This is a genomic window from Shewanella psychrotolerans, from assembly GCF_019457595.1.
GTDB lineage: Bacteria > Pseudomonadota > Gammaproteobacteria > Enterobacterales > Shewanellaceae > Shewanella > Shewanella psychrotolerans.
This window is the reverse complement of sequence record NZ_CP080419.1, coordinates 3,188,645-3,210,126: the sequence shown is the minus strand read 5'-3', so window position 1 is coordinate 3,210,126 and position 21,482 is coordinate 3,188,645. Positions and strand designations below refer to the sequence as shown.

Sequence of the window (21,482 nt, the reverse complement as noted above, 5' to 3'; positions counted from 1 at the left end):
CCCGTTTTATTTCAATAAAGCGGGGCTTTTTGTTTTTGCGGTGCTAATCCTTGTGCTAACGCTTGTATAAGATGTTGTGTTAGCCGTTATGCGAATAGGAATTAAACCTTTGGTGCTTGCTTTTCGCCTTCAACGCTGGTGTTGGTCGCCAACTTATCATTGCGGATATCATGACTTGGATGTGGGGCATATTTTTGAACTAGCACAATCAAGCCTAGCACCGGGAAACCAATGATACTGGCACCGACAAAGAAATTGATATAGCCAAAAGCATCGATATAAGCGCCCGAGAATCCAGCGACGAATTTAGGGAATAGCAACATGATTGATGATAATAATGCATATTGGGTCGCGCTGTAGCCACTACTGGTCAGACTCGAAAGATAAGCGATAAAGGCCGCGGTGGCGACACCAGCGCTGAAATTATCGATAGAGATCACCATGGTTAATAGGGGCACGTTGTAGCCAATCATGGCCTGATAAGCAAACAGTAAGTTAGTCACCGCCACCATAAAGGCGCCTAGGAAGAGGATTTTCATGGTGCCATAGCGAGCGAGTAATATTCCTCCTGCACCTGCGCCAACTAAGGTCATTATTAGCCCATAGACTTTACTGATGGTGGCAATTTCTGATTTGGCGAATCCCATATCGACATAGAACACATTGGCCATAATTCCCATGACAATGTCGGAAATTCGATAGCAGGAGATTAACAGCAAAATTAAAACGGCACTGCGACCATAACGTTTAAAAAAGTCGATAAAAGGCAAAATGCTGGCGGTATAAAGCCAAGAGATCCCTGCTGCGATAAATTTTGGATACTTTTTTGACAGAGCGAGTTTGAGTTCAGCCTCTTTTGCGTCGGCTTCTTTGCTCTCTACAACGGGTTCTCGGCTCATGAGGGTGGTGATAATACCCACGGACATTAAGCCTGCCATTACTAAGTAGGCGGTTTGCCAAGAAGCAAGATCATAGACCTCGCTATTGGGGTCGACCCAAGCGGCAATGGTTAATGCTCCGGCGGTGGCAATAATCATCGCGCTGCGATAACCCACTTGATAGGCTGCGGCCAATGCCGCCTGCATCTTTTCAGGGGCGGAATCGATTCGAAATGCATCGATAACAATATCTTGTGTTGCCGAGGCAAAGGCAACCATTAAGGCAAATAGTGCAAGCCGCTCGAGATCTTTAACCGGATCGCTCTGACTCATACCGAAAATAGCGACCACTAGGAGCAGTTGAGCAAATAACATCCAGCCTCGTCGCCGACCTAAAAACCGAGTGAAAAAGGGTAATGATAAGCGGTCGACTAGCGGAGACCATGCCCACTTAATCCCATAGGCAAGCGCTATCCAGCTAAAGTAGCCAATCGCCGTTCTATCAATTCCCGCTTCTCTTAGCCAAAAGGAGAGGGTCGAGAAAACTAACATTAAGGGAAGACCAGCAGAAAAACCAAGCAGTAATAGCACCAACACCCGCTTGTGGCAGTAAATAGAAAGTGCATCTTTTACACGAGACAGATGGGTCACAGACATACAACAGTATTAAGAAAGATAGAGTTAGCTTAAACGCTAAGAGCTCAAATAAAAAGAGAAAATCTGAGTCATAAAAAAGCTCAGTCCATTAGGACCGAGCTTGGCTTTTATTGCATTAGTATATAGAGATAGGTCTGCGACCAATACAGCCTGTCGGGCAGGGGCCTTGATAGGTTAGAAAATCACAACAATCGTTTATTTGATTTCGCAAAAATTGATTGCCGCGTATCGTCCAATCTGGCCATTTGTCGAAGGCGTGGAGCAGGTGCCAAAACACTTTTTCTATATCACTTTGCGCATCACCCTGATGATTGAACTGTTGCCACTCTTCGAGGGTGTCCCATAAGTAAAGCTGGATCTCATTGAAATCGAGTTGATTATTCAAAAACGCTTTCCCGTATTGACCCAGCTGGGGCGCTTTATTATCGATGAACTCATTTGGGGTCATCGTTCGCCTCCTTGCTAATTACCAGACAAGTATAGTCGGCGATAATTTTGACTACAGTCTAAAAAGCAAAATTTACATTTCTAGTGTTGTGGCACTTTGATGAAAGTGCCAAGAATTTTAGGTTATTTTGTGAAGAGGCTAACGTTTATTCTCGCGGCAGCAAGGTTGCCTTAGTTAAGATAATCTCTTTTACAGGGAAATCAGGCCAGCCAAGTTTAGTGTTGATCTGAGTTTCGACCATCGACATGGCTTCTAATACTTCCATGCCTTCAATAACTTCACCAAAAACGGCATATCCCCAGCGTCGCTTCGACGGATCTAAGCGCGTATTATCGCCGACATTAAAGTAAAACTGTGCCGTTGCTGAGTGAGGATCATTTTCACGAGCCATCGCTATAGTCCCTAGGCCATTACTCAAACCATTACCTGATTCGTTAATGATAGGTTTATCTGTGGGCTTTTCTTCCAATTTAGGGGTAAGCCCACCGCCTTGAACTACAAACTCAGGGATGACGCGATGAAATAGAGTGTTGTCATAATGACCTTTGACCACATAGGTCAGGAAATTATCGACAGTGATCGGCGCTCTTTTACGGTCGAGCTCAACGATGATGTTGCCCATGGTGGTTTCGAGCTTTACCTTGGGGTAAATGGTATCACTTTGAATGTCGACAGCATGGGCTAAGGTGCTTATCGATAGCATGATGAAAAAGCATATCCAATGTTTCATCTGGTCTCCTTACTAAATATCATTTTTGTTGTATAAACTGGTTGAGCTCAGGATCGTTAATGATTTTCCCGGTGAGATCATCGAGTAGATTATTCATCGCTAACTCTAATGTGGCGAAATCTGCACTAAATGGGCCTGACACCACGTTGCGACCGGTATATCGCTTAGTAAAGGTTTTTGTCTCATTACTGGCAATCACATTAATAATGATATCGTTGCTCGCTTCATAACCTAAGGTGGTTTCATTGACGTCGGTGAGCAGTTTCTCCAATTGAAATTGCAGGTGATGAGCAGAACTAGGGTCGATGCTATACCCTGCTTTAGTAAATCCCTGTCTAAACACTTGCTCTAGCTGCTGGCGAGGTGCTTCAGAGGGACTAACTAATCTTGCTGCATCATCTTTTTGATTAAATCTGGCAACAAAATTCGCCGATCGGGTGTCGAGCATTTCGATAGCGATCGGGGCAGAAGCTAGGCCTTGAACCGTTATCGATGGTAACTGTGGGTCTAGCGCCATATGAGTAGGCGTATGGCTGGCACAACCAATGAGAGCAACTGCACTAATCATAAGTGGAATAAAACGTTTCATGAGATCTTATATGCGGTCAAAAGGTGGCATCAGCATACCAGAACTTGATGATGTTTCCAGCCCAGCTCATATTGAGTTTATTGTCCCTATACTATTGGTATTGTGCGCTTAGCGAATTCTAATCGTTAGCTTAGATTTTTGTTAACAGATTGTTGCGCCGCAAGCTTTAAACTTGTTAGATAAAGCGTTAGAGTAAAAATTTAAAATAAAACGGGAACTTGGCTGAGCTTTGACGGCTTCAACACTGGCCTTATTCATCTCTAATCGTGAACATTACCGAGGTTGTATCTGACGCTATGATGACTGCAAATAAAATCACTCAATTAGATATTAATCTGGCGCCAGAAAGCCTTATCTTGCCGTCAGGTAAAGTGCTATTTGGCCACTTTGATGGGCCAGTAAAATCATTGGGATTGGAGCATTTTAATTATACAAATGTGATGGATAAGCCAGCCAGCGCGATGGAACACTATTTTCATTTCAAACAGTTTCAGTTTGTGTCGATAGTCACTCCGAGGTTTGTTATTGGGGTCGCCATTGCTGATATTCGCTATGTGGGTAGCGCATTTTGTTATCTCTACGATATTAAAGCCAATCGCTTGGTCGAGAGCACTTGGCTAAAACCTTTGGGGATGGGATATCAGATGTCTGCGTCGCCAAGTTCGGGGAAGGCTGAGATAAGCAATAGAAAAGGCGCAATTAAGTTTAATATTGTCGATGGCCTATGGCAGTTGGTATTGAATACGCCGCAGATAAATGCCGAGCTGGAGTTACTTCCTCATGCGCTAAGTTTGCCAATGGCGATGTGTAATCCGACTGGCTATAGCGGATGGACTTACACTCAAAAACATAATGGCTTAAAGCTCAAAGGTAGCTTAGTGGTAAACCATGAATCTCAGCCCCTTAATCATGCGTTGGCTGGATATGATTATTCTGCTGGTTATATGCGCCGTGAAACCAGTTGGCGTTGGGCGAGTATTAATGCCAACGTGGATAACAAGGTGATTGGCCTAAATCTCGCTGCGGGGGTTAACGAAACTGGTTGTAATGAAAATGTGTTTTGGGTTGATGGCGCTCGGCATCTTCTAGGGCCGGTACATTTTGAATTTTCTAGAGACGTACCTATGGTTAATGAGTCGGTTTGGCGTATTTACTCTGACAATGGCGAGGTCGAACTGAATTTCCACCCGAGAAATTGCCGTCAAGAAAAGCTCAACCTTTGGCTAATTAAGAGCAATTTTAGGCAGTTTATTGGTTATTTCGATGGATTTATCATCGATAGTGACGGTGTTAAGCATCAGCTTAAGCAAGTATTAGGTTTAACAGAAGATCACTTTGCACGCTGGTAGCGCGTTGCATGCGATATTGGTCAGCGTATTCAAAGGATAATACAGGCATAAAAGATGGATTTTAATTCACTCATTTCGAACCCAGAAGTTTTACTTTTGGTGTTAGCACCCGTTTTCTTGATCTGTATTTTGCTTGAATGGTATCTCGGCGATAAGGGGGGGAGATTGCCACAAACGGCACGTTATCATCTGCCAGAGGTATTGTGTAATTTTACCCTAGCGGGCATGCATCAAGTTGCCGATATTGTTGCGGGTTTGCTGGTGGCCAATATCTATTTAATGGTGTTTGGCTGGCGTTTGTTTGATATCGAAATGGACGCCCTCAGTTTTATCATGCTACTGATAGCTCAAGACTTTTGTTATTACTGGTTTCACCGTGCCAGTCATCGCGTTCGCTGGATGTGGGCTGCTCATGTGGCGCACCACAGTTCTGAGAAGATGAATTTCAGCACGGCTTTTCGCCAAAGCTTAATGTATCCACTGGCGGGTATGTGGCTGTTTTGGTTGCCATTGGTGATAATTGGTTTCGACCCAAACTGGGTTGTCTTTTCCGTGTTACTTAATTTGGGACTGCAATTCTTTGTTCATACTCAAGCCGTCGATCGTTTAGGACCGTTAGAGTGGAGCTTTAACACACCATCACATCACAGGGTGCATCATGGATGTAATCCACAGTATATCGATAAGAATTATGCGGGAGTGCTGATTATTTGGGATCGTCTATTCGGCACTTATGTCGAGGAGGAAGAGACTGTGGTGTATGGGATCACTAAGCCTGTGAATAGCTTTAATCCTTTGGTGGTCACTTTTTGCGAGTGGCGAGATATGTTTAGCGAAGTGTCTGCTAAAGGACTGAGTTTTAAGCAGCGATGGCAACTGCTGTTTGCACCGCCAAGTGCTAATGATACCAAACCAGAAGTTGTAAATCAGCGCAGTGAAACCCAGCACTCAGCGAATACCACCAAGATGGTATGATTGGTGGAGGGTTGCTTATGCATGGGGCGGGATTTCACCGACTCGCACTTTAATCTGGTTAACTGCGTTTAGGCGACACTGTTAACTACTTTTGGGCATTTTTCGTGCTTGTAGAATAACGAACTTACCGTTGGAGGCTACCGTGGTGCAGTTTTTAAAAATTCGTTTCAGTTTGACATGGTAGGCAAGGTGTCTGTTGCCGACCACATGCAAAATCCCGCCTTCGTTAAGCTTTCTAAATGCATCTAAAAACATCTGCCATGCGATATGGTCTGTGATGGCCTCACCTTGGTGAAATGGGGGATTACATAGCACCAGATCGGGGTAAACCTCGTCGTTTAAATGAGTTAAGCAATCATCCCAATGAAATGTGGCTTGTTCGCCTTCAAGACTAGGATTATCGAGTTGATTAAGCTGCCAATTTTGTCGTGCCGAAGCAATTGCCATCTCAGAGTCATCGACAAAGTGAATCGTTGCGGTAGGGTAAAGCTGCTTGGCTCTTAGGCCTAAAATGCCATTACCGCAGCCCAGATCAACAATTGAACTAAACTCGCCTTTTGGCATATTTTCTAGCATTATTCTCGCGCCAATATCGAGCTTGTTGGCGGCAAAAACATTGCTTAAATTACTGATAGTCAATTGATACTCAGGAACAGTCCAACAAGTTTCAGCCGGAAGCTCACGAACAATACCGTCGCTAATGCAAGTGATCACTCGGGTCTTTTTCCATGTTAGGCTCGCGGTTGCCGTGCCTAAATGTTTAGCGAGTAATTCAAGTAGTGACTTATTGATCGATTTCGCTTTTGCGCCAATATAGATAACGGTGCCTTTGGGCAATACTTGAGAAAGCCTATCCAGTTGATGCGCAAAGTAGTTAAGGTTTTTAGGCAGCTTCATCAACACCAGTTCAATCGATTGCGGCAATAAGTCACGGCTATTGCACCACTGGATATTGTCACTGCTAAGCTGATTATGTTGCAGATTCTGCTTGATACCAAGCTGGCTGGTTTTAGCATCGGTTTCAATAATCAGTGGCCAATCAGGATTGTGCTTGGTTAGCGCCGCGCTTAATGCGCCGAAGCTGTCATTGATAATGGCAGTGCTGACAGGAGCTTGTTGGCTCTCCTTAAGATGTTTAATCAAATGTTCGTCAGCGGCATCCCAAGCTTGCAGGTTAGATTCCTGCTTAGCGGGATAACGATAAAGTTCAAGTTCGATATCGGCGACGGAGAATTGAGTTGTCATAACTGCACTGTTACTTGGAATTTGGGGCGCGATTATCGCAGATTTAGCCCATTAGGTATAGCAAGTGCATTGAGCAAATCATCGGTTATGGGTGGGTCTTAGTGTGTTACAGAGGGGTGAGCGACTCTTACGCTCGGGCTGGGATTGAGCTAGAGTCGGTGCTAAGTAGCATCGGACTTAACTAGAACGGGGGATGAAGTCTCCTTGAGTACAACCGATTATCATTTATGGGGGGGAGAGTGGAGCAGCCTAGTTTAGATTTCGATGAGCAACACCCAGATAAACAGTCATTAATTGCCGCCCCATTGACTTTAGTCGAAGGGTATTTGACCGTACGTCAGCAGCAAGCATTGCTGACCGAGGCCGAAACGTATCCGTTTTCCAGACCAAGCATCAAGGTTTACGGTAGATCTCATGTTATTCCGCGTAGTCAAGTTTGGTTTGGCGATGAAGGCTGCGACTATCTCTATTCTGGTTTGTTTATTCAAGCGCTACCTTGGCCTAAATATGCCATGAGATTGCGAGATAAACTGGCTAGAGATTGGGGGCTAAGCAGTAATGGCGTATTGGTTAATTGTTATCAAAATGGCCAGCAATCGATGGGCTGGCACAGCGATGACGAACCTGAGATTGCGCCAAGGTCAGATATTGCCTCTATCACTCTTGGCGCAAGCCGAGCTTTCCATATACGCCATAAGCAGACTAAAGAGAAAATAGAAATCATCTTAAATAGTGGTGACTTGCTGATAATGCATTGGCCGATGCAGGATGATTGGGAGCATAGTGTGCCAAAACGTATGGGCGTAAGCCAAAGTCGACTAAACTATACCTATAGGGAACTCATTCCTCGATTCCATCAAATTTAGTTAAATCTTGGGCGGTAACTTTTGTTATCTAGCTCTCACTCTCAGGGAAACGAATGATTTATGCTCAAATCAGTTTGAGATTATCATCTAAGGAGTCAAATATGAAAAAGATGTTCATTACGACAGTGGTAGGAAGCGTTACCCCAGGTGTCATTAAAGCCTTGGCTAGTTTGACTCGCGAAGCAGGTGGGGAATGGTTAACTAGTAAAGTGATTAAAATAGATAACCTTTTTGCCGCTATGATGAAAGTCGCCATCGAAGATGAGAGTGTCGAATCGTTAAAACAACAGTATTCGACCCAGTTTCCAACGCTACAATTTAGTTATGGTGCTAAAGGTGAGGTGTATAACGAGCATACACGTAGCATGCGGCTTAATGTGGATTGTTCTGATCGTCCTGGCCTGACGCGTGAAATTGTCGATCTATTGTCAAACTTAAACTTAGAGATTGAACATATGGAGTTCAATCGAATGCACGTATCGACGATTGGTCAAACGGTGTTTTCTTCCAAACTCGCTATTGCCGTGCCAGATGAAGTGAGTAATGAAAGTGTGGTTGAGTTATTGGAAGGTGTGTCAAAGGATGCGAGAGTCAGCTTGGTGTGATAGTTGACCTTTTAACGTCACCGCAGTAATCTGCCGCCATCATTCTTGTACTCATAAAGAGACAATGTATATGTCAGTAGAACAGATCATTATTGAAAAGCTAACTGCGGGATTATCACCCGTTCATTTAGAAGTGATAAATGAAAGTGATAATCATCATGTGCCACCAAATTCAGAGACGCATTTTAAGGTTATCGTAGTAAGTGAGGCTTTCGACGGTAAGCGTTTGATCGGCAGGCACCGCATGATCAATGAGCTTTTAGCCGATGAGTTTGCTAATGGTATGCATGCGCTTTCGATGCACACTTTTACGCCAACTGAGTGGCAAGCGGAAGTGGAAATTCCATCGTCACCTAAGTGTCGCGGTTAAGCTGTATTAGCGATGGTCATTTATACTAAAACCACAGAAATCATCTGTGGTTTTTTTGTTTTCTATTTTTTGTCAGTCTGGCCAATTTCTCGTCGCAGCGAGTCATTCAATGCTACGGATATTAAGTACGCTTTACATCGCTTCGACACTGTCGCATATTAGGCAAGCCTTCTTCATTAGGCATTTAATAATGACGCCAGTCAGTGTGTCATTTTACCAGATTTTAGCTTTGTGGCGCTGAATGGTTTTGCTATTCATTGTTGCTGCAAATCAGGGAGAATAGAGCAATGCCGTTACTTGATAGCTTCACCGTTGACCATACCCGTATGAACGCCCCTGCTGTGCGTGTCGCTAAAACCATGACCACACCGAGTGGCGACAAAATTACGGTTTTTGATCTTCGCTTCTGTGTTCCCAATCAAGATATTTTGAGCGAGCGTGGTATTCATACCCTTGAGCATCTTTTCGCGGGATTTATGCGTGATCACCTTAATAGCGATAGCGTTGAAATTATCGATATTTCACCAATGGGATGTCGCACCGGTTTTTACATGAGCCTAATCGGTACGCCAACAGAATCATTAGTTGCCGAAAGTTGGCTGGCAGCGATGGAAGATGTACTTAAAGTTAAACAGCAGTCAGAGATCCCAGAGCTTAATGAGTATCAATGTGGTACTTATGAGATGCATTCACTCGATCAAGCCAAAGATATTGCCAAGAACATTATCGCGGCAGGTGTTCATGTGAATAAGAATGATGATTTGAAATTGAGCGATGAGATCTTAAAAGGACTTTAATGTTCGTTAGGATTAAAAAAGCAGCTTAGGCTGCTTTTTTTGTCGCTATCCACTGATATTGATGATTAAACTTTAGTCGAACAAATGCATTTTTTGTTTGTTTTTTGCGCTAACAGTTATTGCTGATATTGGATGAAAATCACCCTCAAAAAAATCTATTATAAACTTATAAAATCGATATAACCCTGCTAGGACAGGGGACTAAATTAATTTTGGTTTATCTAAATCATAAAAATCCTCAGAACTGTGATCTACTCCGCACCGCCAAAAACCCAAGCAGCCTTTTAAAACGCCCGTATTTTTCATAGCGATAACTAAATATTTACGGTAAAATGCGCCCGACCAGCGTGATTGCGATCGCATTTCTGTAATAAATCTGCGCTAGCTCAATGCGATAGCATTTGTTTGAAATCTATCTCATTTAGCAGGAACGCGACGCATTATCTTTCCTTCATAACGTAGTGCTTGTGGATATGATTACAATAAAGAAAGGATTGGACCTACCTATAACAGGTAGACCAGAGCAAGTTATCCATAATGGCCCAGCCATTAAACATGTAGCTACTTTGGGTGAAGAGTATATTGGCTTACGTCCCACAATGAAGATCAAGGTGGGCGATAAAGTGCAAAAAGGTCAGGTGATTTTTGAAGACAAAAAGAATCCTGGCGTTAAATATACTGCTTTAGCCAGTGGCACTATTTCCGAAATTAACCGGGGCGCTCAGCGTGTTCTTCAGTCTGTTGTCATTGAAGTGGAAGGGGACGACAGTGTTGCCTTTGCTAAATATGATGCATCGGCTTTAGATACTCTGGACCAGCAGCTTGTTCGTGACAACTTGATTGAATCAGGTTTATGGACAGCATTGCGTACGCGTCCTTTCAGCAAAGCTCCAGCAGTTGACTCTAGCGCTGCCGGTATTTTTGTGACCGCCATCGATACCCAACCTCTTGCCGCAGATCCTGCCGTTATCATTAACGAGCATAAGGATGATTTTGCTAATGGACTTAAAGTCTTAGCGAGATTAACCGAAGGTAAAGTGTATCTGTGTAAAGCACCTGGTGCTGATATCCCAGCTGCGAATGCACAGGTTGAAGAGTTTGCTGGTCCGCATCCAGCGGGGCTTGTTGGTACTCATATCCATTTTGTTTTGCCCGCATCTGCTAAACGTACTGTTTGGCATATCGGCTACCAAGATGTGATCGCAATCGGTCAATTATTTACCACTGGTGAGCTAAACACGCAACGTGTTGTCTCTGTTGCCGGCCCTAAAGCGCTTAAACCTAGGCTTGTTCGAACCTTAGGTGGTGCATCAACAGCTGAACTTTTGGTTGGTGAAGTAGCCGAAGGGGATGTACGTCTGATTGCAGGTTCTATCCTTAACGGTAAAACCGCAGTTGGTGTACACGCTTACCTAGGCCGCTTCCATAATCAAGTGTCATTACTTGAAGAGGGCAGAAATCAAGACTTTATTGGTTGGGCAATGCCTGGTGCTGATAAATTCTCAATTACTCGTGCTTTCTTGGGCCATTTGTCACCATCACGTCTATTTAATATGACGACCAGCACAGGCGGTTCTGACCGCGCAATGGTGCCAATTGGTAACTACGAGCGAGTGATGCCTCTCGATATTCTTCCTACTATGTTATTGCGTGACCTTGTGTCAGGTGACAATGACGGTGCTGTTACATTAGGCGCATTAGAGTTAGATGAAGAAGATTTGGCACTATGTACTTTCGTATGTCCTGGTAAGTATGACTATGCGTCATACCTACGCGACTGCTTAGATACGATCGTGAGGGAAGGCTAATGGGCTTGAAACAGTTTTTCAAAAGTATTGAACCGCAGTTTGAAAAAGGCGGTAAATACGAGAAGTTTTATGCGCTTTTCGAAGCGGCATATACGGTATTTTATACGCCAGGCCACGTTAACAAGGGTCGTACCCATGTGCGTGATAACCTCGACCTAAAACGTATGATGATTACGGTTTGGGCTTGTGCATTCCCAGCGATGTTTATGGGTATGTATAACGTAGGTTTACAAGCGCAAGCCGCATTGCTGGCTGATTTTGCCACTCCTGATACATGGCAATATGCTTTATTTGGGATGTTTGGTACTGAGCTAACCGCCACATCAGGTGTACCAGCCTTAATGTGGTACGGCGCTTGCTACTTCTTACCCATCTATGCGGTGACATTTGCTGTTGGTGGTATTTGGGAAGTGCTATTTGCATCAGTTCGAGGCCATGAAGTTAACGAAGGTTTCTTCGTTACCTCAATTTTGTTCGCGCTCACCCTGCCGGCAACAATCCCGCTTTGGATGGTTGCCTTAGGTATTACCTTCGGTGTGGTTGTGGCAAAGGAAATATTCGGTGGTACGGGTCGTAACTTCCTTAACCCAGCGCTTGCTGGCCGTGCGTTCCTATTCTTCGCTTATCCGCTAAATATGTCAGGTGATACCACATGGGTTGTCGCTGATGGCTATTCAGGTGCGACAGCACTGAGTCAAGCGGCGCAAGGCACATTAGAATACGGATTGACGCAAGACTGGTGGAATGCCTTCTTCGGTTTCATTCCTGGTTCTGTGGGTGAAGTATCGACTTTAGCCATCTTACTTGGCGGCGCCGTGATCGTTTATACCCGCATCGCTTCTTGGCGCATTATTGGTGGTGTCATGGCCGGTATGATTGCCGTGTCATTGCTGCTTAATGCGATTGGCAGCGACACTAACCCTATGTTTGCAATGCCTTGGTATTGGCACCTTGTATTAGGTGGATTTGCCTTCGGTATGATGTTTATGGCGACGGACCCAGTTTCTGCGTCTTTCACCAACAAAGCAAAGTGGGCTTACGGTATTTTGATTGGTGCAATGGCCGTATTCATCCGTGTCATTAACCCTGCTTTCCCAGAAGGTATGATGTTGGCTATCTTGTTCGCCAACCTATTTGCGCCGCTATTTGACCACTTTGTGGTTCAAGCAAATATCAAGCGGAGGATTGCTCGTGGCTAGTAATAAAGATTCGTTCGGTAGAACGCTGTTTGTTGTTGTTGGATTATGTTTTATCTGCTCGGTATTTGTATCTACCGCAGCAGTATTACTTAAGCCCACTCAGCAAGAGAACAAATTGCTTGATAAGCAAAAGTACATTCTTGAAGCTGCCGGCCTAGTTGATTCTAAGTCTGGTAAAGTTGAAAAGGCCCAAATCCTTGAGACGTACAACAAGTATGTTGAAGCTAAGCTGGTAGACCTTAAGTCTGGCGACTGGGTTGAAGGCGATGCTAACACCTTTGATACTGAAAAAGCGGCTCGTAATCCTGCTACGTCATTCAAACCAAAGAACGATATTGCTTCGGTTAAGAATGTGGCTAATACGGGCGTTGTTTATTTGGTTCATGATGATCAAGGCAAACTGCAGACTGTGATTATTCCAGTTAAAGGTTACGGTCTATGGTCAACCATGTACGCATTCTTGGCGGTAGAAGCTGACCTGAATACTGTTCGTAGCTTGGTTTATTACGACTTTACTGGTTCGGGTGAGACTCCAGGTCTTGGTGGCGAAGTACAAAATCCTCAGTGGATTGCTAAGTGGGAAGGTAAGAAGCTTTATGACGAGCAGGGTAACCTAGCGATTAAAGTGACTAAGAACCCAGCTATCGCAAACTCTGAGCATGGTGTCGATGCGCTATCTGGTGCAACGCTAACCAGTAATGGTGTTCAGCATTCACTTGATTTTTGGTTAGGTGAAGAAGGTTATGCTCGCTTTATCGAGAAGGCGCGCAACGGAGGGCTAAGCTAATGGCTGATGCTAAAGAACTTAAACAGGTTCTGACTGGACCTATTGTTAGTAATAACCCGATTGCATTGCAGATCTTGGGTGTGTGTAGTGCCTTAGCTGTAACCAGTAAGATGGAAACCGCCTTGGTTATGACTATCGCGCTGACTGCAGTAACGGCATTGTCTAACTTGTTCATCTCAATGATCCGTAACCACATTCCAAGCAGTGTACGTATTATTGTACAGATGACGATTATCGCGTCGCTGGTTATCGTGGTTGATCAGGTACTGCAAGCATATGCCTATGACGTTGCTAAGCAGTTATCGGTATTCGTTGGTCTGATTATTACCAACTGTATCGTAATGGGCCGCGCTGAAGCCTATGCGATGAAGACGCCACCAATGATGAGTTTCATGGATGGTATCGGTAACGGTTTAGGTTACGGGGCCATTCTGTTGTCCGTGGGCTTCGTTCGTGAACTCTTTGGTAGTGGTTCGCTATTTGGCGTTGAGATCTTAAGTAAGATTTCTGACGGTGGATGGTACCAGCCAAATGGTCTTTTATTGCTGCCTCCAAGTGCGTTCTTCCTGATTGCTGCGTTGATCTGGATTATTCGTACTATGAAGCCTGATCAAGTAGAAGCAAAAGGGTAAGCGTAATGGAACATTATATTAGTCTATTAATTCGTTCTGTTTTCATTGAAAACATGGCGTTATCCTTCTTCCTTGGTATGTGTACTTTCTTGGCTGTATCGAAGAAAGTCACCACGGCCATGGGCTTAGGTGTTGCCGTTATTGTGGTATTGGCGATTTCAGTACCCGTTAACCAAATTATCTATCAAGGTTTATTAGCACCAGGCGCACTTGCTTGGGCTGGGGTTCCTGATGCCGATCTGAGCTTCTTGAAGTTCATCACCTTTATCGGTGTTATCGCGGCATTAGTTCAGATCCTTGAGATGGCATTGGATAAGTATTTCCCACCGCTATATAACGCGTTAGGGATCTTCCTACCTCTAATCACCGTTAACTGTGCGATTTTCGGTGCAGTATCTTTCATGGTTGAGCGTGATTACAACCTGACTGAAAGTTTGGTGTTTGGCATAGGTTCTGGTATCGGTTGGGCATTGGCGATTGTTTTGCTAGCTGGTATCCGTGAGAAGTTAAAATATGCTGATGTCCCTGATGGTCTACGTGGTTTAGGTATTACCTTTGCTACTGCGGGTTTGATGGCGTTAGGTTTCATGTCGTTCTCTGGTGTGTCTCTGTAATAGAGACACCTTAACGGCTTCAGATTTTGAACCTTAAAGGATAAGTTCATGGGTATTATTGAATCTACTCCAATCGACGTCTATCTCGGTGTGAGTATGTTTACTGCCATAGTATTGGTTTTGGTTTTGGTTATTTTATTTGCCAAATCAAAGCTAGTACCAAGTGGCGATATCACTATCGGCATCAACGATGATGCTGGTAAAGCAATTAAGACTGGTGCAGGTGGCAAACTACTTGGCGCGCTCGCTGAAAACGGTATTTTCGTATCGTCGGCTTGTGGTGGCGGTGGCTCTTGTGGTCAGTGTAAAGTGATCGTTAAGTCTGGTGGCGGCGATATTCTGCCGACAGAACTTGATCATATTTCTAAGGGCGATGCTCGTAACGGCTGCCGTTTATCTTGTCAGGTAAACGTGAAAACCGATATGGAGATTGAACTAGAAGAAGAGATCTTTGGTATCAAGAAGTGGGATTGTGAGGTTATCTCTAACGATAACAAAGCGACCTTCATTAAAGAGCTTAAGTTGCAAATTCCAGATGGCGAGTCTGTACCTTTCCGTGCCGGTGGTTATATTCAGATTGAAGCGCCTGCGCACCATGTAAAGTACGCCGATTTTGACGTACCAGCAGAATATCGTGGTGATTGGGAACACTTTGGCTTCTTTAACCTAGAATCAAAAGTTGACGAAGAAACAATTCGTGCGTACTCGATGGCTAACTATCCTGAAGAGGAAGGTATCATCATGTTGAACGTGCGTATTGCGACGCCGCCTCCACGTAACCTGAGCTTGCCTTGCGGTAAGATGTCGTCGTACATCTGGAGCTTAAAAGCGGGTGATAAAGTGACGATTTCAGGGCCATTTGGTGAGTTCTTCGCTAAAGATACTGATGCAGAAATGGTATTCATCGGTGGTGGTGCTGGTATGGCGCCAATGCGTTCACATATCTTCGACCAGCTTAAGCGTCTTAAGTCGAAGCGTAAGATGAGCTTCTGGTACGGTGCACGTTCTAAGCGTGAAATGTTCTATGTTGAAGATTTCGACGGCCTAGCAGCTGAAAACGAAAACTTCGTTTGGCATGTGGCCCTGTCAGATCCTCAACCAGAAGATAACTGGGATGGTTACACAGGTTTTATTCATAACGTCTTGTATGAAAACTACCTGCGCGATCATGAAGCGCCAGAAGATTGTGAGTTCTATATGTGTGGGCCTCCAATGATGAACGCGGCAGTTATCGGCATGCTTAAAGATCTAGGCGTTGAAGATGAAAATATCCTATTGGATGACTTTGGCGGCTAATCACACCTTGTTGTGATAATATCTGTTCAGATGAATTAAGTTCATCGAAATCTATGAAAGTAGCGTTTCGATGAACTTAATCGAAATGTATTTGAGCAATTATTAAGGAATTTGGTCAATATGTTTAAGACCTTGGTAAATGGGTTAGTCCTTGCTGGACTAGCCTTTTTTGTTTCAGCCTGTACTCAACCAGCACAAATGCTCTCATTCTCTGGTCAGACAATGGGGACGACATATCATATTAAATTTGTTGGCGCAGAGCAGTTGCCCAATGAACAGCTACTTCAAGCTGAGATCGATCTGGCGCTTGATAAAGTTAACGATCAGATGTCTACCTACCGAAAGAATTCAGAACTATCGCATTTTAATCAGATGACAATAGCATCGACCATAGAGGTCTCACCTGATACGGCAAAAGTCATTCAAGCTGGCATCGATCTCTATCAAAAAACCGATGGTGCATTAGATATCACCTTAGGTCCATTGGTTAATCTGTGGGGGTTTGGGCCGGATAAGCGGCCAATTAAGGTGCCAAGCCCTGAGCTGATCGCTGAGACGAAAGCCAAGACTGGCATTCAATATCTGACGATTAACGGTCTTAAGGCGAGTAAGAGTAATCCCGATCTTTATGTCGACCTGTCATCCATCGCTAAAGGATTTGGTGTTGATAAAATAGCATCAATATTAGCCAAGTATCAGCCTAAGGGTTACCTAGTCGAAATTGGTGGCGAAGTTAGCCTTTATGGCGTTAAAGCCGATGGTAGTCCTTGGCGTATCGCGATAGAGCGGCCCGATGTCGATGAGCGCCAGATTCAACAAGTGATAGAGCCCGGTAATATGGCGATGGCTACCTCTGGCGATTATCGTAACTATTATGAAGAAGATGGCCAACGATTCACCCATATTATCGATCCTCGCAACGGTTATCCGGTCGATCATCGATTGGCGTCGGTAACTGTGCTTCATCCTCAAAGTATGATTGCTGATGGTTATGCTACGGCCATGATGGTGCTAGGCACAGAAGCGTCTTTGGCATTGGCGAAAGAGCAGAACTTAGCGATAATGTTAATTGAGAAACAAGCAGAAGGTGAAGGATTTAAGGTCTATTACAGCGATAGCTTTAAGCCTTTTGTTGGTTTGTGATAGAATATCTTGTTTGTTATTTGGGGTGCTATCAATTTAGTCTCGAATAAGCAGGGCAACATATTTGATTTTAAGCTAATGATGAAGCCAATTCATTGCTAGCAGTTGGAGTAAGTGATGAGCACTTTTATAGCGGCTTTTGTAGTATTACTACTGTTTTTTTTACTCATGTCGATTGGTTATCTCGTCAAGCAAAAAGCGGTGGCAGGAAGTTGTGGCGGTTTAGGTTCCTTAGGTATAGAAAAAGCCTGTGATTGTGATGATCCTTGTGACAAGCGGAAGGCTAAAATGGCCGAAGAAGCACGTCGCGAGAAACTAACCAAAGATCGTATTATCTGACATTTCAAGCTTGCTTAAACGACTAAAGGCTCCAATAGGAGCCTTTTTTGTTGGCGCTAAAATGGCTTTCTTGTTAATGCTTAGAGAGTTCACTCGCAAAGCAGATGAAATATTTGGGATGAGAGCATATTAACACGACTCATTTACCTTTATACATCCCTTCTGATACTGATTGTTTACTCTTCCTATACTCCTGTATTTGCTGGTAATTACACTGGGTACTTCACTCTAGTTAAGAATCAGAATGATAATGATTATCTTTGGTAAACATTTGAAACTAAATGTTAATTTGTTTTTGGGTGGATTTTGTTCTAGTCTTAAACATTGATTTAGATCAATATTTTTAAGGAGATGAAATGAAGGGTCATCCGAACGTTATTCGGCAGCTCAATAAGATTTTGACGTTTGAATTGACGGCAATTAATCAATACTTCTTACATGCCCGTATGTACAAGAATTGGGGTTTAGAAGAGCTCAACGAGAAGTGTTATAAAAAGTCGATTCAAGATATGAAGCATGCTGACAAGCTCATTGAGCGGGTGCTGTTCCTCGAAGGTTTACCTAATCTGCAACAGTTAGAAAAATTACGCATTGGAGAGAATCCACAAGAGATGCTGCAATGTGATAAAACCATGCTAGAAGAGCAATTGGTAGAATTACGCAGCGTGATTAGCCTTTGTGAGACAGAGCAAGACTATGTCAGTCGAGAAATTTTAGAAGATCTTCTTGAAGATGAAGAAGCTTATCTAGATTGGATAGAAGCCCAGCAAGATCTGATCAAAATGACTGGCATTCAAAATTACTTACAAGCGCAGATAGAGTCGGACTAGGGAGATTAGTATGAAAGGTGATAAAGAGGTCATAGATACGCTTAATCAACTACTCACCGGAGAGCTATCGGCGATGGACCAGTATTTTGTGCATGGACTCATGTATGACGACTGGGGGCTCACAGAATTGCATGAGCGTATTTCCCATGAGTCTGACGATGAGCGCGAACATGCTAAAAAATTGGTTGAGCGGATCCTCTTTCTAGAGGGCACCCCAGATGTTGCGAGCCGTGAGGCGCTTAATATCGGTAAAGATCCGCAGCAGATGTTGCAAAACGATTTGAACTACGAATATCAGGTGGCAGACAATCTTCGCAAAGCGATAGCCTTATGTGAAGCGAAGAAAGATTATCCGTCGCGTGAGTTACTCGAAGTCCTGTTAGAGGAAACTGAGTCAGATCATATGTACTGGTTAGAGAAACAACTGGGTCTCATCGATAAAATTGGGCTGCAGAATTACCTACAGTCTAAGATGTAAGGTTATAAGCTGTGGGCTGCAACTAAGGTCGTGCAAGTCGTGGTTATTTGAGCTGCTCCAGGTTCACTCTGGTTGTTTTAATCATGGCGGATAAAGGTAGCCGATAGCTAAAAGGGTTCGATATAAGCCACAGCATCATGCTGTGGTTTTTTGTCTAAGCTTAAGGCGGTAGGGCCTTTAAGTCTACAGCAGTGGCTGGTTTAGGTGAGTTGGCATGGATAAGTGTTTGTATACTGTTTAAATATACAGTATTCTTGTGGGTGGAGGTAATGCCCGTTGAGAAAGATTATTCATGTGGACATGGACTGCTTCTATGCGGCAGTTGAAATGCGAGATTTTCCCGAGTTAAGAGACAAGCCGGTAGCCGTGGGCGGGCGCAGCGATCGCCGCGGGGTGATCAGTACCTGTAATTATGAAGCGCGCGCATTTGGTGTTCGCTCGGCGATGGCATCTGCCTATGCCTTAAAGCTGTGTCCTCATTTAATTTTGGTGCCAGGACGTATGGAGGTTTACAAAGCGGTATCGGCACAAATTCGTAGCGTTTTTGCTCGTTATACCGATTTAGTTGAACCGCTGTCATTAGATGAAGCCTATCTCGATGTCAGTGATTGTAATGAACATCATGGCTCTGCAACCTTAATCGCGGCAGCGATTAGGCAAGAGATATTTGAATTAACAGGTCTCACAGCATCGGCAGGAGTAGCCCCAGTTAAATTTCTAGCCAAAATTGCCTCGGATCTCAATAAACCGAATGGCCAATATGTGATCACTCCAGATGCTGTCACCGAGTTTGTTAAAACCCTCTCCCTGATAAAGATTCCCGGGGTTGGAAAAGTTACCGCGACTAAGCTCGAAGAGATGGGACTGCATACGTGCCTCGATGTGCAGCAGTTCTCAGAGGCCAGATTAATAGAGAGATTTGGTAAATTTGGTGCAGTCTTGATTGAGCGCGCTAAAGGCGTCGATCCCCGGGGAATATCGCCTCATCGGGAGCGTAAATCTGTTGGGGTGGAAACCACGCTGGCCCAAGATATTTATACTTACGAGCAATGTGAGGCGGTAATGCCTCAACTTATTCACGAGCTAGCAGCTAGGGTTAACCGCAGCGCTTCTGCGCGACGTATTAATAAGCAAGTGGTTAAGTTGAAGTTTGATGACTTTAAGCAGACCACTATAGAGCACCGCAGCGATGAGATATCGGTCAAGCTGTTTTATGACTTGTTGACTCAGGCACTAGAGCGTCGAAGCGAACGGGGAATTCGTTTGCTTGGGGTCTCTGTGGGGTTAGAGAGTGCTGACGCTGGCGTGGGTAGTGAAGATGAGGTTAGTGCATCGCAGTTAAACCTCGGGTTTTAGTGCACCTTAATGAGTGCAGCTTAAAATGAAGGTTCGACATATCTTTCGTCGCAGTTGCTGCTGGCTGCATTGTAATTTATTGACCAATTTTAAGGGTTAACCATCGATGGTTCCCTATCATCAGCGGTGGGCTTATGTGTATTCCTGTGAGACACAGTGAATAAGTCCCTTTAGGTTCTGCCGAAACATCCCTGTTTCGCAAGCTCATCGGTGCATCTGCATCGAGTTATCCCGTTTCTTCTATTTGGCTTTTTTTAATTTCGATGGCTTGCGCTACCTGAGAGAGGGCACTTAACGAAACCTGCGTAGGACAAACTATACTGAGGGTTAACTCCACTCCTAATAAAAAGGATTGACCTATGAAGAGGGTAGCTATTATTCAAGAGGCACCTTGTGTACTCGATAAAGAGGCAACAATTGATAAAGCGGTGGCGTCGATTAATTCTGCATCTGCTCAAGGTGCCGAACTTATCGTGTTTCCCGAGGCCTTTATTCCTGGTTATCCTGCCTGGATATGGCGACTCAGGCCCGGTGGCGACTGGGGGCTCTGCGAAGAGCTGCATGCTAGGTTGCTCAGAAATGCCATCGATTTATCGACGAACGACCTTAAGCCGCTGCAAGACGCCGCCAAACAAAACGGTGTGACTGTTGTCTGCGGTATGAACGAAAGAGACAATGCCAACAGCCAATCGACCCTTTATAACGCGCTGGTGATGATTGACCCTGATGGTGAGATTGTTAACCATCATCGAAAACTCATGCCGACCAACCCAGAACGCATGGTATGGGGCTTTGGTGATGGCCACGGGCTTAATGTCATTGATACGCCTGTGGGACGGGTTGGCTGTTTAATATGCTGGGAAAACTACATGCCGCTTGCTCGGTATGCACTGTATTCTCAGGGGATCGAGATTTATATTGCGCCGACCTATGACAGTGGTGAAGCCTGGATAGGCACTATGCAGCACATTGCTCGGGAAGGTAAGTGCTGGGTCTTATCTTGTGGTGTTGCATTAGAGCGTAAAGATCTGCCTAAGGACTTTCCCAATATCGATGAGCTTTATCCTGCCGATGAAGAGTGGATCAATCCTGGTGATTCTATCGTGGTATCGCCAAGTGGCGAGATTGTTGCGGGGCCCTTATCTAAGGAGAAAGGCTGCATTATTGTCGATATCGATGTTGAGAAGGCTGCCACCTCCAAACGCGCGCTGGATGTGGCGGGGCATTATTCGCGGCCAGATGTATTTGAGTTGCGTGTCGATAAATCGCGACAATCACCGACAGTCTTTAAAACTGAGCGTTAGCGGCCAGTAAGGCCTGAGTACTCTGCCTAGCAAAGTGGTTAGTTTTCATTACTCGGTCTAATATTTGTTTAGGCTGAAGAGATAGTTACCTTTCAATTGTCTCATAAATGCAAAACAGTTGGCGTAGGAAAACTTTGAAAATGCCCCAATATAGGGTGCTGAGAAGGTAAAGTTTTGGTGTTGAAAA

At 44.3% G+C, this 21,482-nt stretch carries 23 protein-coding genes; 18 read left to right on the top strand and 5 right to left on the bottom strand.

Annotated features, from left to right (window positions below):
* Nucleotides 1-101 precede the first annotated feature (101 nt).
* The 4 genes from K0I62_RS14200 to K0I62_RS14185 form a co-directional block, all read right to left on the bottom strand.
* The gene (locus K0I62_RS14200; protein WP_220068734.1) at nt 102-1,535 is read right to left on the bottom strand and encodes an AmpG family muropeptide MFS transporter; all 1,434 of its coding nucleotides are present in this window, start codon (nt 1,533-1,535) and stop codon (nt 102-104) included.
* Nucleotides 1,536-1,650: 115 nt separating this feature from the next.
* Nucleotides 1,651-1,983, bottom strand: a complete 333-nt coding sequence (locus K0I62_RS14195; protein WP_220068733.1) for a hypothetical protein — start codon at nt 1,981-1,983, stop codon at nt 1,651-1,653.
* 145 nt (nt 1,984-2,128) lie between these two features.
* A complete protein-coding gene (locus K0I62_RS14190) occupies nt 2,129-2,713 on the bottom strand; it encodes a peptidylprolyl isomerase (RefSeq protein ID WP_220068732.1) in 585 nt (194 codons plus the stop codon).
* A 19-nt stretch (nt 2,714-2,732) separates the two neighbouring features.
* Complete coding sequence (locus K0I62_RS14185; RefSeq protein WP_220068731.1) at nt 2,733-3,302, bottom strand: YajG family lipoprotein; 570 nt, start codon at nt 3,300-3,302, stop codon at nt 2,733-2,735.
* Nucleotides 3,303-3,616: 314 nt separating this feature from the next.
* Between K0I62_RS14185 and K0I62_RS14180 the strand changes: the two genes are divergently transcribed.
* Together K0I62_RS14180 and K0I62_RS14175 are read left to right on the top strand one after the other, a co-directional pair.
* On the top strand, nt 3,617-4,651 hold the full coding sequence (locus tag K0I62_RS14180) for a DUF2804 domain-containing protein (protein WP_434086853.1): 1,035 nt from the start codon (nt 3,617-3,619) through the stop codon (nt 4,649-4,651).
* Between the two features lie 54 nt (nt 4,652-4,705).
* Nucleotides 4,706-5,626 carry a sterol desaturase family protein gene (locus K0I62_RS14175; protein WP_220068730.1) on the top strand — a complete coding sequence of 307 codons (921 nt, stop codon included), beginning with the start codon at nt 4,706-4,708 and terminating at the stop codon, nt 5,624-5,626.
* An 81-nt stretch (nt 5,627-5,707) separates the two neighbouring features.
* On the opposite strand, the gene K0I62_RS14170 is transcribed toward K0I62_RS14175, so the two are convergent.
* On the bottom strand, nt 5,708-6,871 hold the full coding sequence (locus tag K0I62_RS14170) for a methyltransferase (RefSeq protein ID WP_220068729.1): 1,164 nt from the start codon (nt 6,869-6,871) through the stop codon (nt 5,708-5,710).
* Nucleotides 6,872-7,110: 239 nt separating this feature from the next.
* On the opposite strand from K0I62_RS14170, the gene K0I62_RS14165 reads away from it, so the two are divergent.
* The 16 genes from K0I62_RS14165 (at nt 7,111) to K0I62_RS14090 (ending at nt 21,295) form a co-directional block, all read left to right on the top strand.
* The gene (locus K0I62_RS14165; protein ID WP_434086815.1) at nt 7,111-7,737 is read left to right on the top strand and encodes an alpha-ketoglutarate-dependent dioxygenase AlkB family protein; all 627 of its coding nucleotides are present in this window, start codon (nt 7,111-7,113) and stop codon (nt 7,735-7,737) included.
* Between the two features lie 101 nt (nt 7,738-7,838).
* Nucleotides 7,839-8,342, top strand: coding sequence for an ACT domain-containing protein (locus K0I62_RS14160; protein ID WP_220068727.1), 504 nt, complete (start codon nt 7,839-7,841; stop codon nt 8,340-8,342).
* Nucleotides 8,343-8,412: 70 nt separating this feature from the next.
* Nucleotides 8,413-8,712 carry a BolA family protein gene (locus K0I62_RS14155; protein WP_220068726.1) on the top strand — a complete coding sequence of 100 codons (300 nt, stop codon included), beginning with the start codon at nt 8,413-8,415 and terminating at the stop codon, nt 8,710-8,712.
* Between the two features lie 287 nt (nt 8,713-8,999).
* Nucleotides 9,000-9,509, top strand: coding sequence for an S-ribosylhomocysteine lyase (gene luxS, locus K0I62_RS14150; protein WP_220068725.1), 510 nt, complete (start codon nt 9,000-9,002; stop codon nt 9,507-9,509).
* A gap of 473 nt (nt 9,510-9,982) precedes the next feature.
* Complete coding sequence (locus tag K0I62_RS14145) at nt 9,983-11,317, top strand: Na(+)-translocating NADH-quinone reductase subunit A (RefSeq protein WP_220071398.1); 1,335 nt, start codon at nt 9,983-9,985, stop codon at nt 11,315-11,317.
* Nucleotides 11,317-12,516, top strand: coding sequence for an NADH:ubiquinone reductase (Na(+)-transporting) subunit B (locus K0I62_RS14140; RefSeq protein WP_220068724.1), 1,200 nt, complete (start codon nt 11,317-11,319; stop codon nt 12,514-12,516). The genes K0I62_RS14145 and K0I62_RS14140 overlap by 1 nt, the downstream gene beginning before the upstream one ends.
* Complete coding sequence (locus tag K0I62_RS14135) at nt 12,509-13,303, top strand: Na(+)-translocating NADH-quinone reductase subunit C (RefSeq protein ID WP_220068723.1); 795 nt, start codon at nt 12,509-12,511, stop codon at nt 13,301-13,303. Before K0I62_RS14140 ends, K0I62_RS14135 begins: the two co-directional genes overlap by 8 nt.
* The gene (locus K0I62_RS14130) at nt 13,303-13,935 is read left to right on the top strand and encodes an NADH:ubiquinone reductase (Na(+)-transporting) subunit D (RefSeq protein ID WP_220068722.1); all 633 of its coding nucleotides are present in this window, start codon (nt 13,303-13,305) and stop codon (nt 13,933-13,935) included. The genes K0I62_RS14135 and K0I62_RS14130 overlap by 1 nt, the downstream gene beginning before the upstream one ends.
* Nucleotides 13,936-13,940: 5 nt before the next feature.
* On the top strand, nt 13,941-14,549 hold the full coding sequence (nqrE, locus tag K0I62_RS14125; protein ID WP_220068721.1) for an NADH:ubiquinone reductase (Na(+)-transporting) subunit E: 609 nt from the start codon (nt 13,941-13,943) through the stop codon (nt 14,547-14,549).
* 48 nt (nt 14,550-14,597) lie between these two features.
* Nucleotides 14,598-15,845: an NADH:ubiquinone reductase (Na(+)-transporting) subunit F gene (gene nqrF, locus K0I62_RS14120; RefSeq protein WP_220068720.1), complete on the top strand. Its 1,248-nt coding sequence runs from the start codon at nt 14,598-14,600 to the stop codon at nt 15,843-15,845.
* A 120-nt stretch (nt 15,846-15,965) separates the two neighbouring features.
* Complete coding sequence (locus tag K0I62_RS14115; protein WP_220068719.1) at nt 15,966-16,988, top strand: FAD:protein FMN transferase; 1,023 nt, start codon at nt 15,966-15,968, stop codon at nt 16,986-16,988.
* 117 nt (nt 16,989-17,105) lie between these two features.
* Nucleotides 17,106-17,327 (top strand): (Na+)-NQR maturation NqrM, encoded by a 222-nt coding sequence (nqrM, locus tag K0I62_RS14110; protein WP_220068718.1) that lies wholly within the window; start codon nt 17,106-17,108, stop codon nt 17,325-17,327.
* Between the two features lie 356 nt (nt 17,328-17,683).
* Nucleotides 17,684-18,157 carry a bacterioferritin gene (bfr, locus tag K0I62_RS14105; RefSeq protein WP_220068717.1) on the top strand — a complete coding sequence of 158 codons (474 nt, stop codon included), beginning with the start codon at nt 17,684-17,686 and terminating at the stop codon, nt 18,155-18,157.
* A gap of 10 nt (nt 18,158-18,167) precedes the next feature.
* Entirely contained in the window at nt 18,168-18,635 is a 468-nt protein-coding gene (gene bfr / locus K0I62_RS14100; protein ID WP_220068716.1) for a bacterioferritin, read from the top strand.
* A 276-nt stretch (nt 18,636-18,911) separates the two neighbouring features.
* Entirely contained in the window at nt 18,912-19,991 is a 1,080-nt protein-coding gene (gene dinB, locus K0I62_RS14095; RefSeq protein WP_220068715.1) for a DNA polymerase IV, read from the top strand.
* Nucleotides 19,992-20,350: 359 nt separating this feature from the next.
* Nucleotides 20,351-21,295: a carbon-nitrogen hydrolase family protein gene (locus K0I62_RS14090; RefSeq protein WP_220068714.1), complete on the top strand. Its 945-nt coding sequence runs from the start codon at nt 20,351-20,353 to the stop codon at nt 21,293-21,295.
* Nucleotides 21,296-21,482 lie beyond the last annotated feature (187 nt).

Bases quoted from the DNA above. Each gene is read 5' to 3' on its own strand.
- K0I62_RS14155 (WP_220068726.1), top strand. From the start codon at position 8,413: ATGTCAGTAGAACAGATCATTATTGAAAAGCTAACTGCGGGATTATCA.
- bfr (WP_220068717.1), top strand. From the start codon at position 17,684: ATGAAGGGTCATCCGAACGTTATTCGGCAGCTCAATAAGATTTTGACG.
- K0I62_RS14140 (WP_220068724.1), top strand. From the start codon at position 11,317: ATGGGCTTGAAACAGTTTTTCAAAAGTATTGAACCGCAGTTTGAAAAA.
- nqrE (WP_220068721.1), top strand. From the start codon at position 13,941: ATGGAACATTATATTAGTCTATTAATTCGTTCTGTTTTCATTGAAAAC.
- nqrM (WP_220068718.1), top strand. From the start codon at position 17,106: ATGAGCACTTTTATAGCGGCTTTTGTAGTATTACTACTGTTTTTTTTA.
- K0I62_RS14190 (WP_220068732.1), bottom strand. From the start codon at position 2,713: ATGAAACATTGGATATGCTTTTTCATCATGCTATCGATAAGCACCTTA.
- K0I62_RS14200 (WP_220068734.1), bottom strand. From the start codon at position 1,535: ATGTCTGTGACCCATCTGTCTCGTGTAAAAGATGCACTTTCTATTTAC.
- K0I62_RS14130 (WP_220068722.1), top strand. From the start codon at position 13,303: ATGGCTGATGCTAAAGAACTTAAACAGGTTCTGACTGGACCTATTGTT.
- K0I62_RS14145 (WP_220071398.1), top strand. From the start codon at position 9,983: ATGATTACAATAAAGAAAGGATTGGACCTACCTATAACAGGTAGACCA.
- K0I62_RS14115 (WP_220068719.1), top strand. From the start codon at position 15,966: ATGTTTAAGACCTTGGTAAATGGGTTAGTCCTTGCTGGACTAGCCTTT.
- K0I62_RS14160 (WP_220068727.1), top strand. From the start codon at position 7,839: ATGAAAAAGATGTTCATTACGACAGTGGTAGGAAGCGTTACCCCAGGT.
- bfr (WP_220068716.1), top strand. From the start codon at position 18,168: ATGAAAGGTGATAAAGAGGTCATAGATACGCTTAATCAACTACTCACC.
- luxS (WP_220068725.1), top strand. From the start codon at position 9,000: ATGCCGTTACTTGATAGCTTCACCGTTGACCATACCCGTATGAACGCC.
- nqrF (WP_220068720.1), top strand. From the start codon at position 14,598: ATGGGTATTATTGAATCTACTCCAATCGACGTCTATCTCGGTGTGAGT.
- K0I62_RS14185 (WP_220068731.1), bottom strand. From the start codon at position 3,302: ATGAAACGTTTTATTCCACTTATGATTAGTGCAGTTGCTCTCATTGGT.
- K0I62_RS14195 (WP_220068733.1), bottom strand. From the start codon at position 1,983: ATGACCCCAAATGAGTTCATCGATAATAAAGCGCCCCAGCTGGGTCAA.
- K0I62_RS14090 (WP_220068714.1), top strand. From the start codon at position 20,351: ATGAAGAGGGTAGCTATTATTCAAGAGGCACCTTGTGTACTCGATAAA.
- K0I62_RS14170 (WP_220068729.1), bottom strand. From the start codon at position 6,871: ATGACAACTCAATTCTCCGTCGCCGATATCGAACTTGAACTTTATCGT.
- K0I62_RS14175 (WP_220068730.1), top strand. From the start codon at position 4,706: ATGGATTTTAATTCACTCATTTCGAACCCAGAAGTTTTACTTTTGGTG.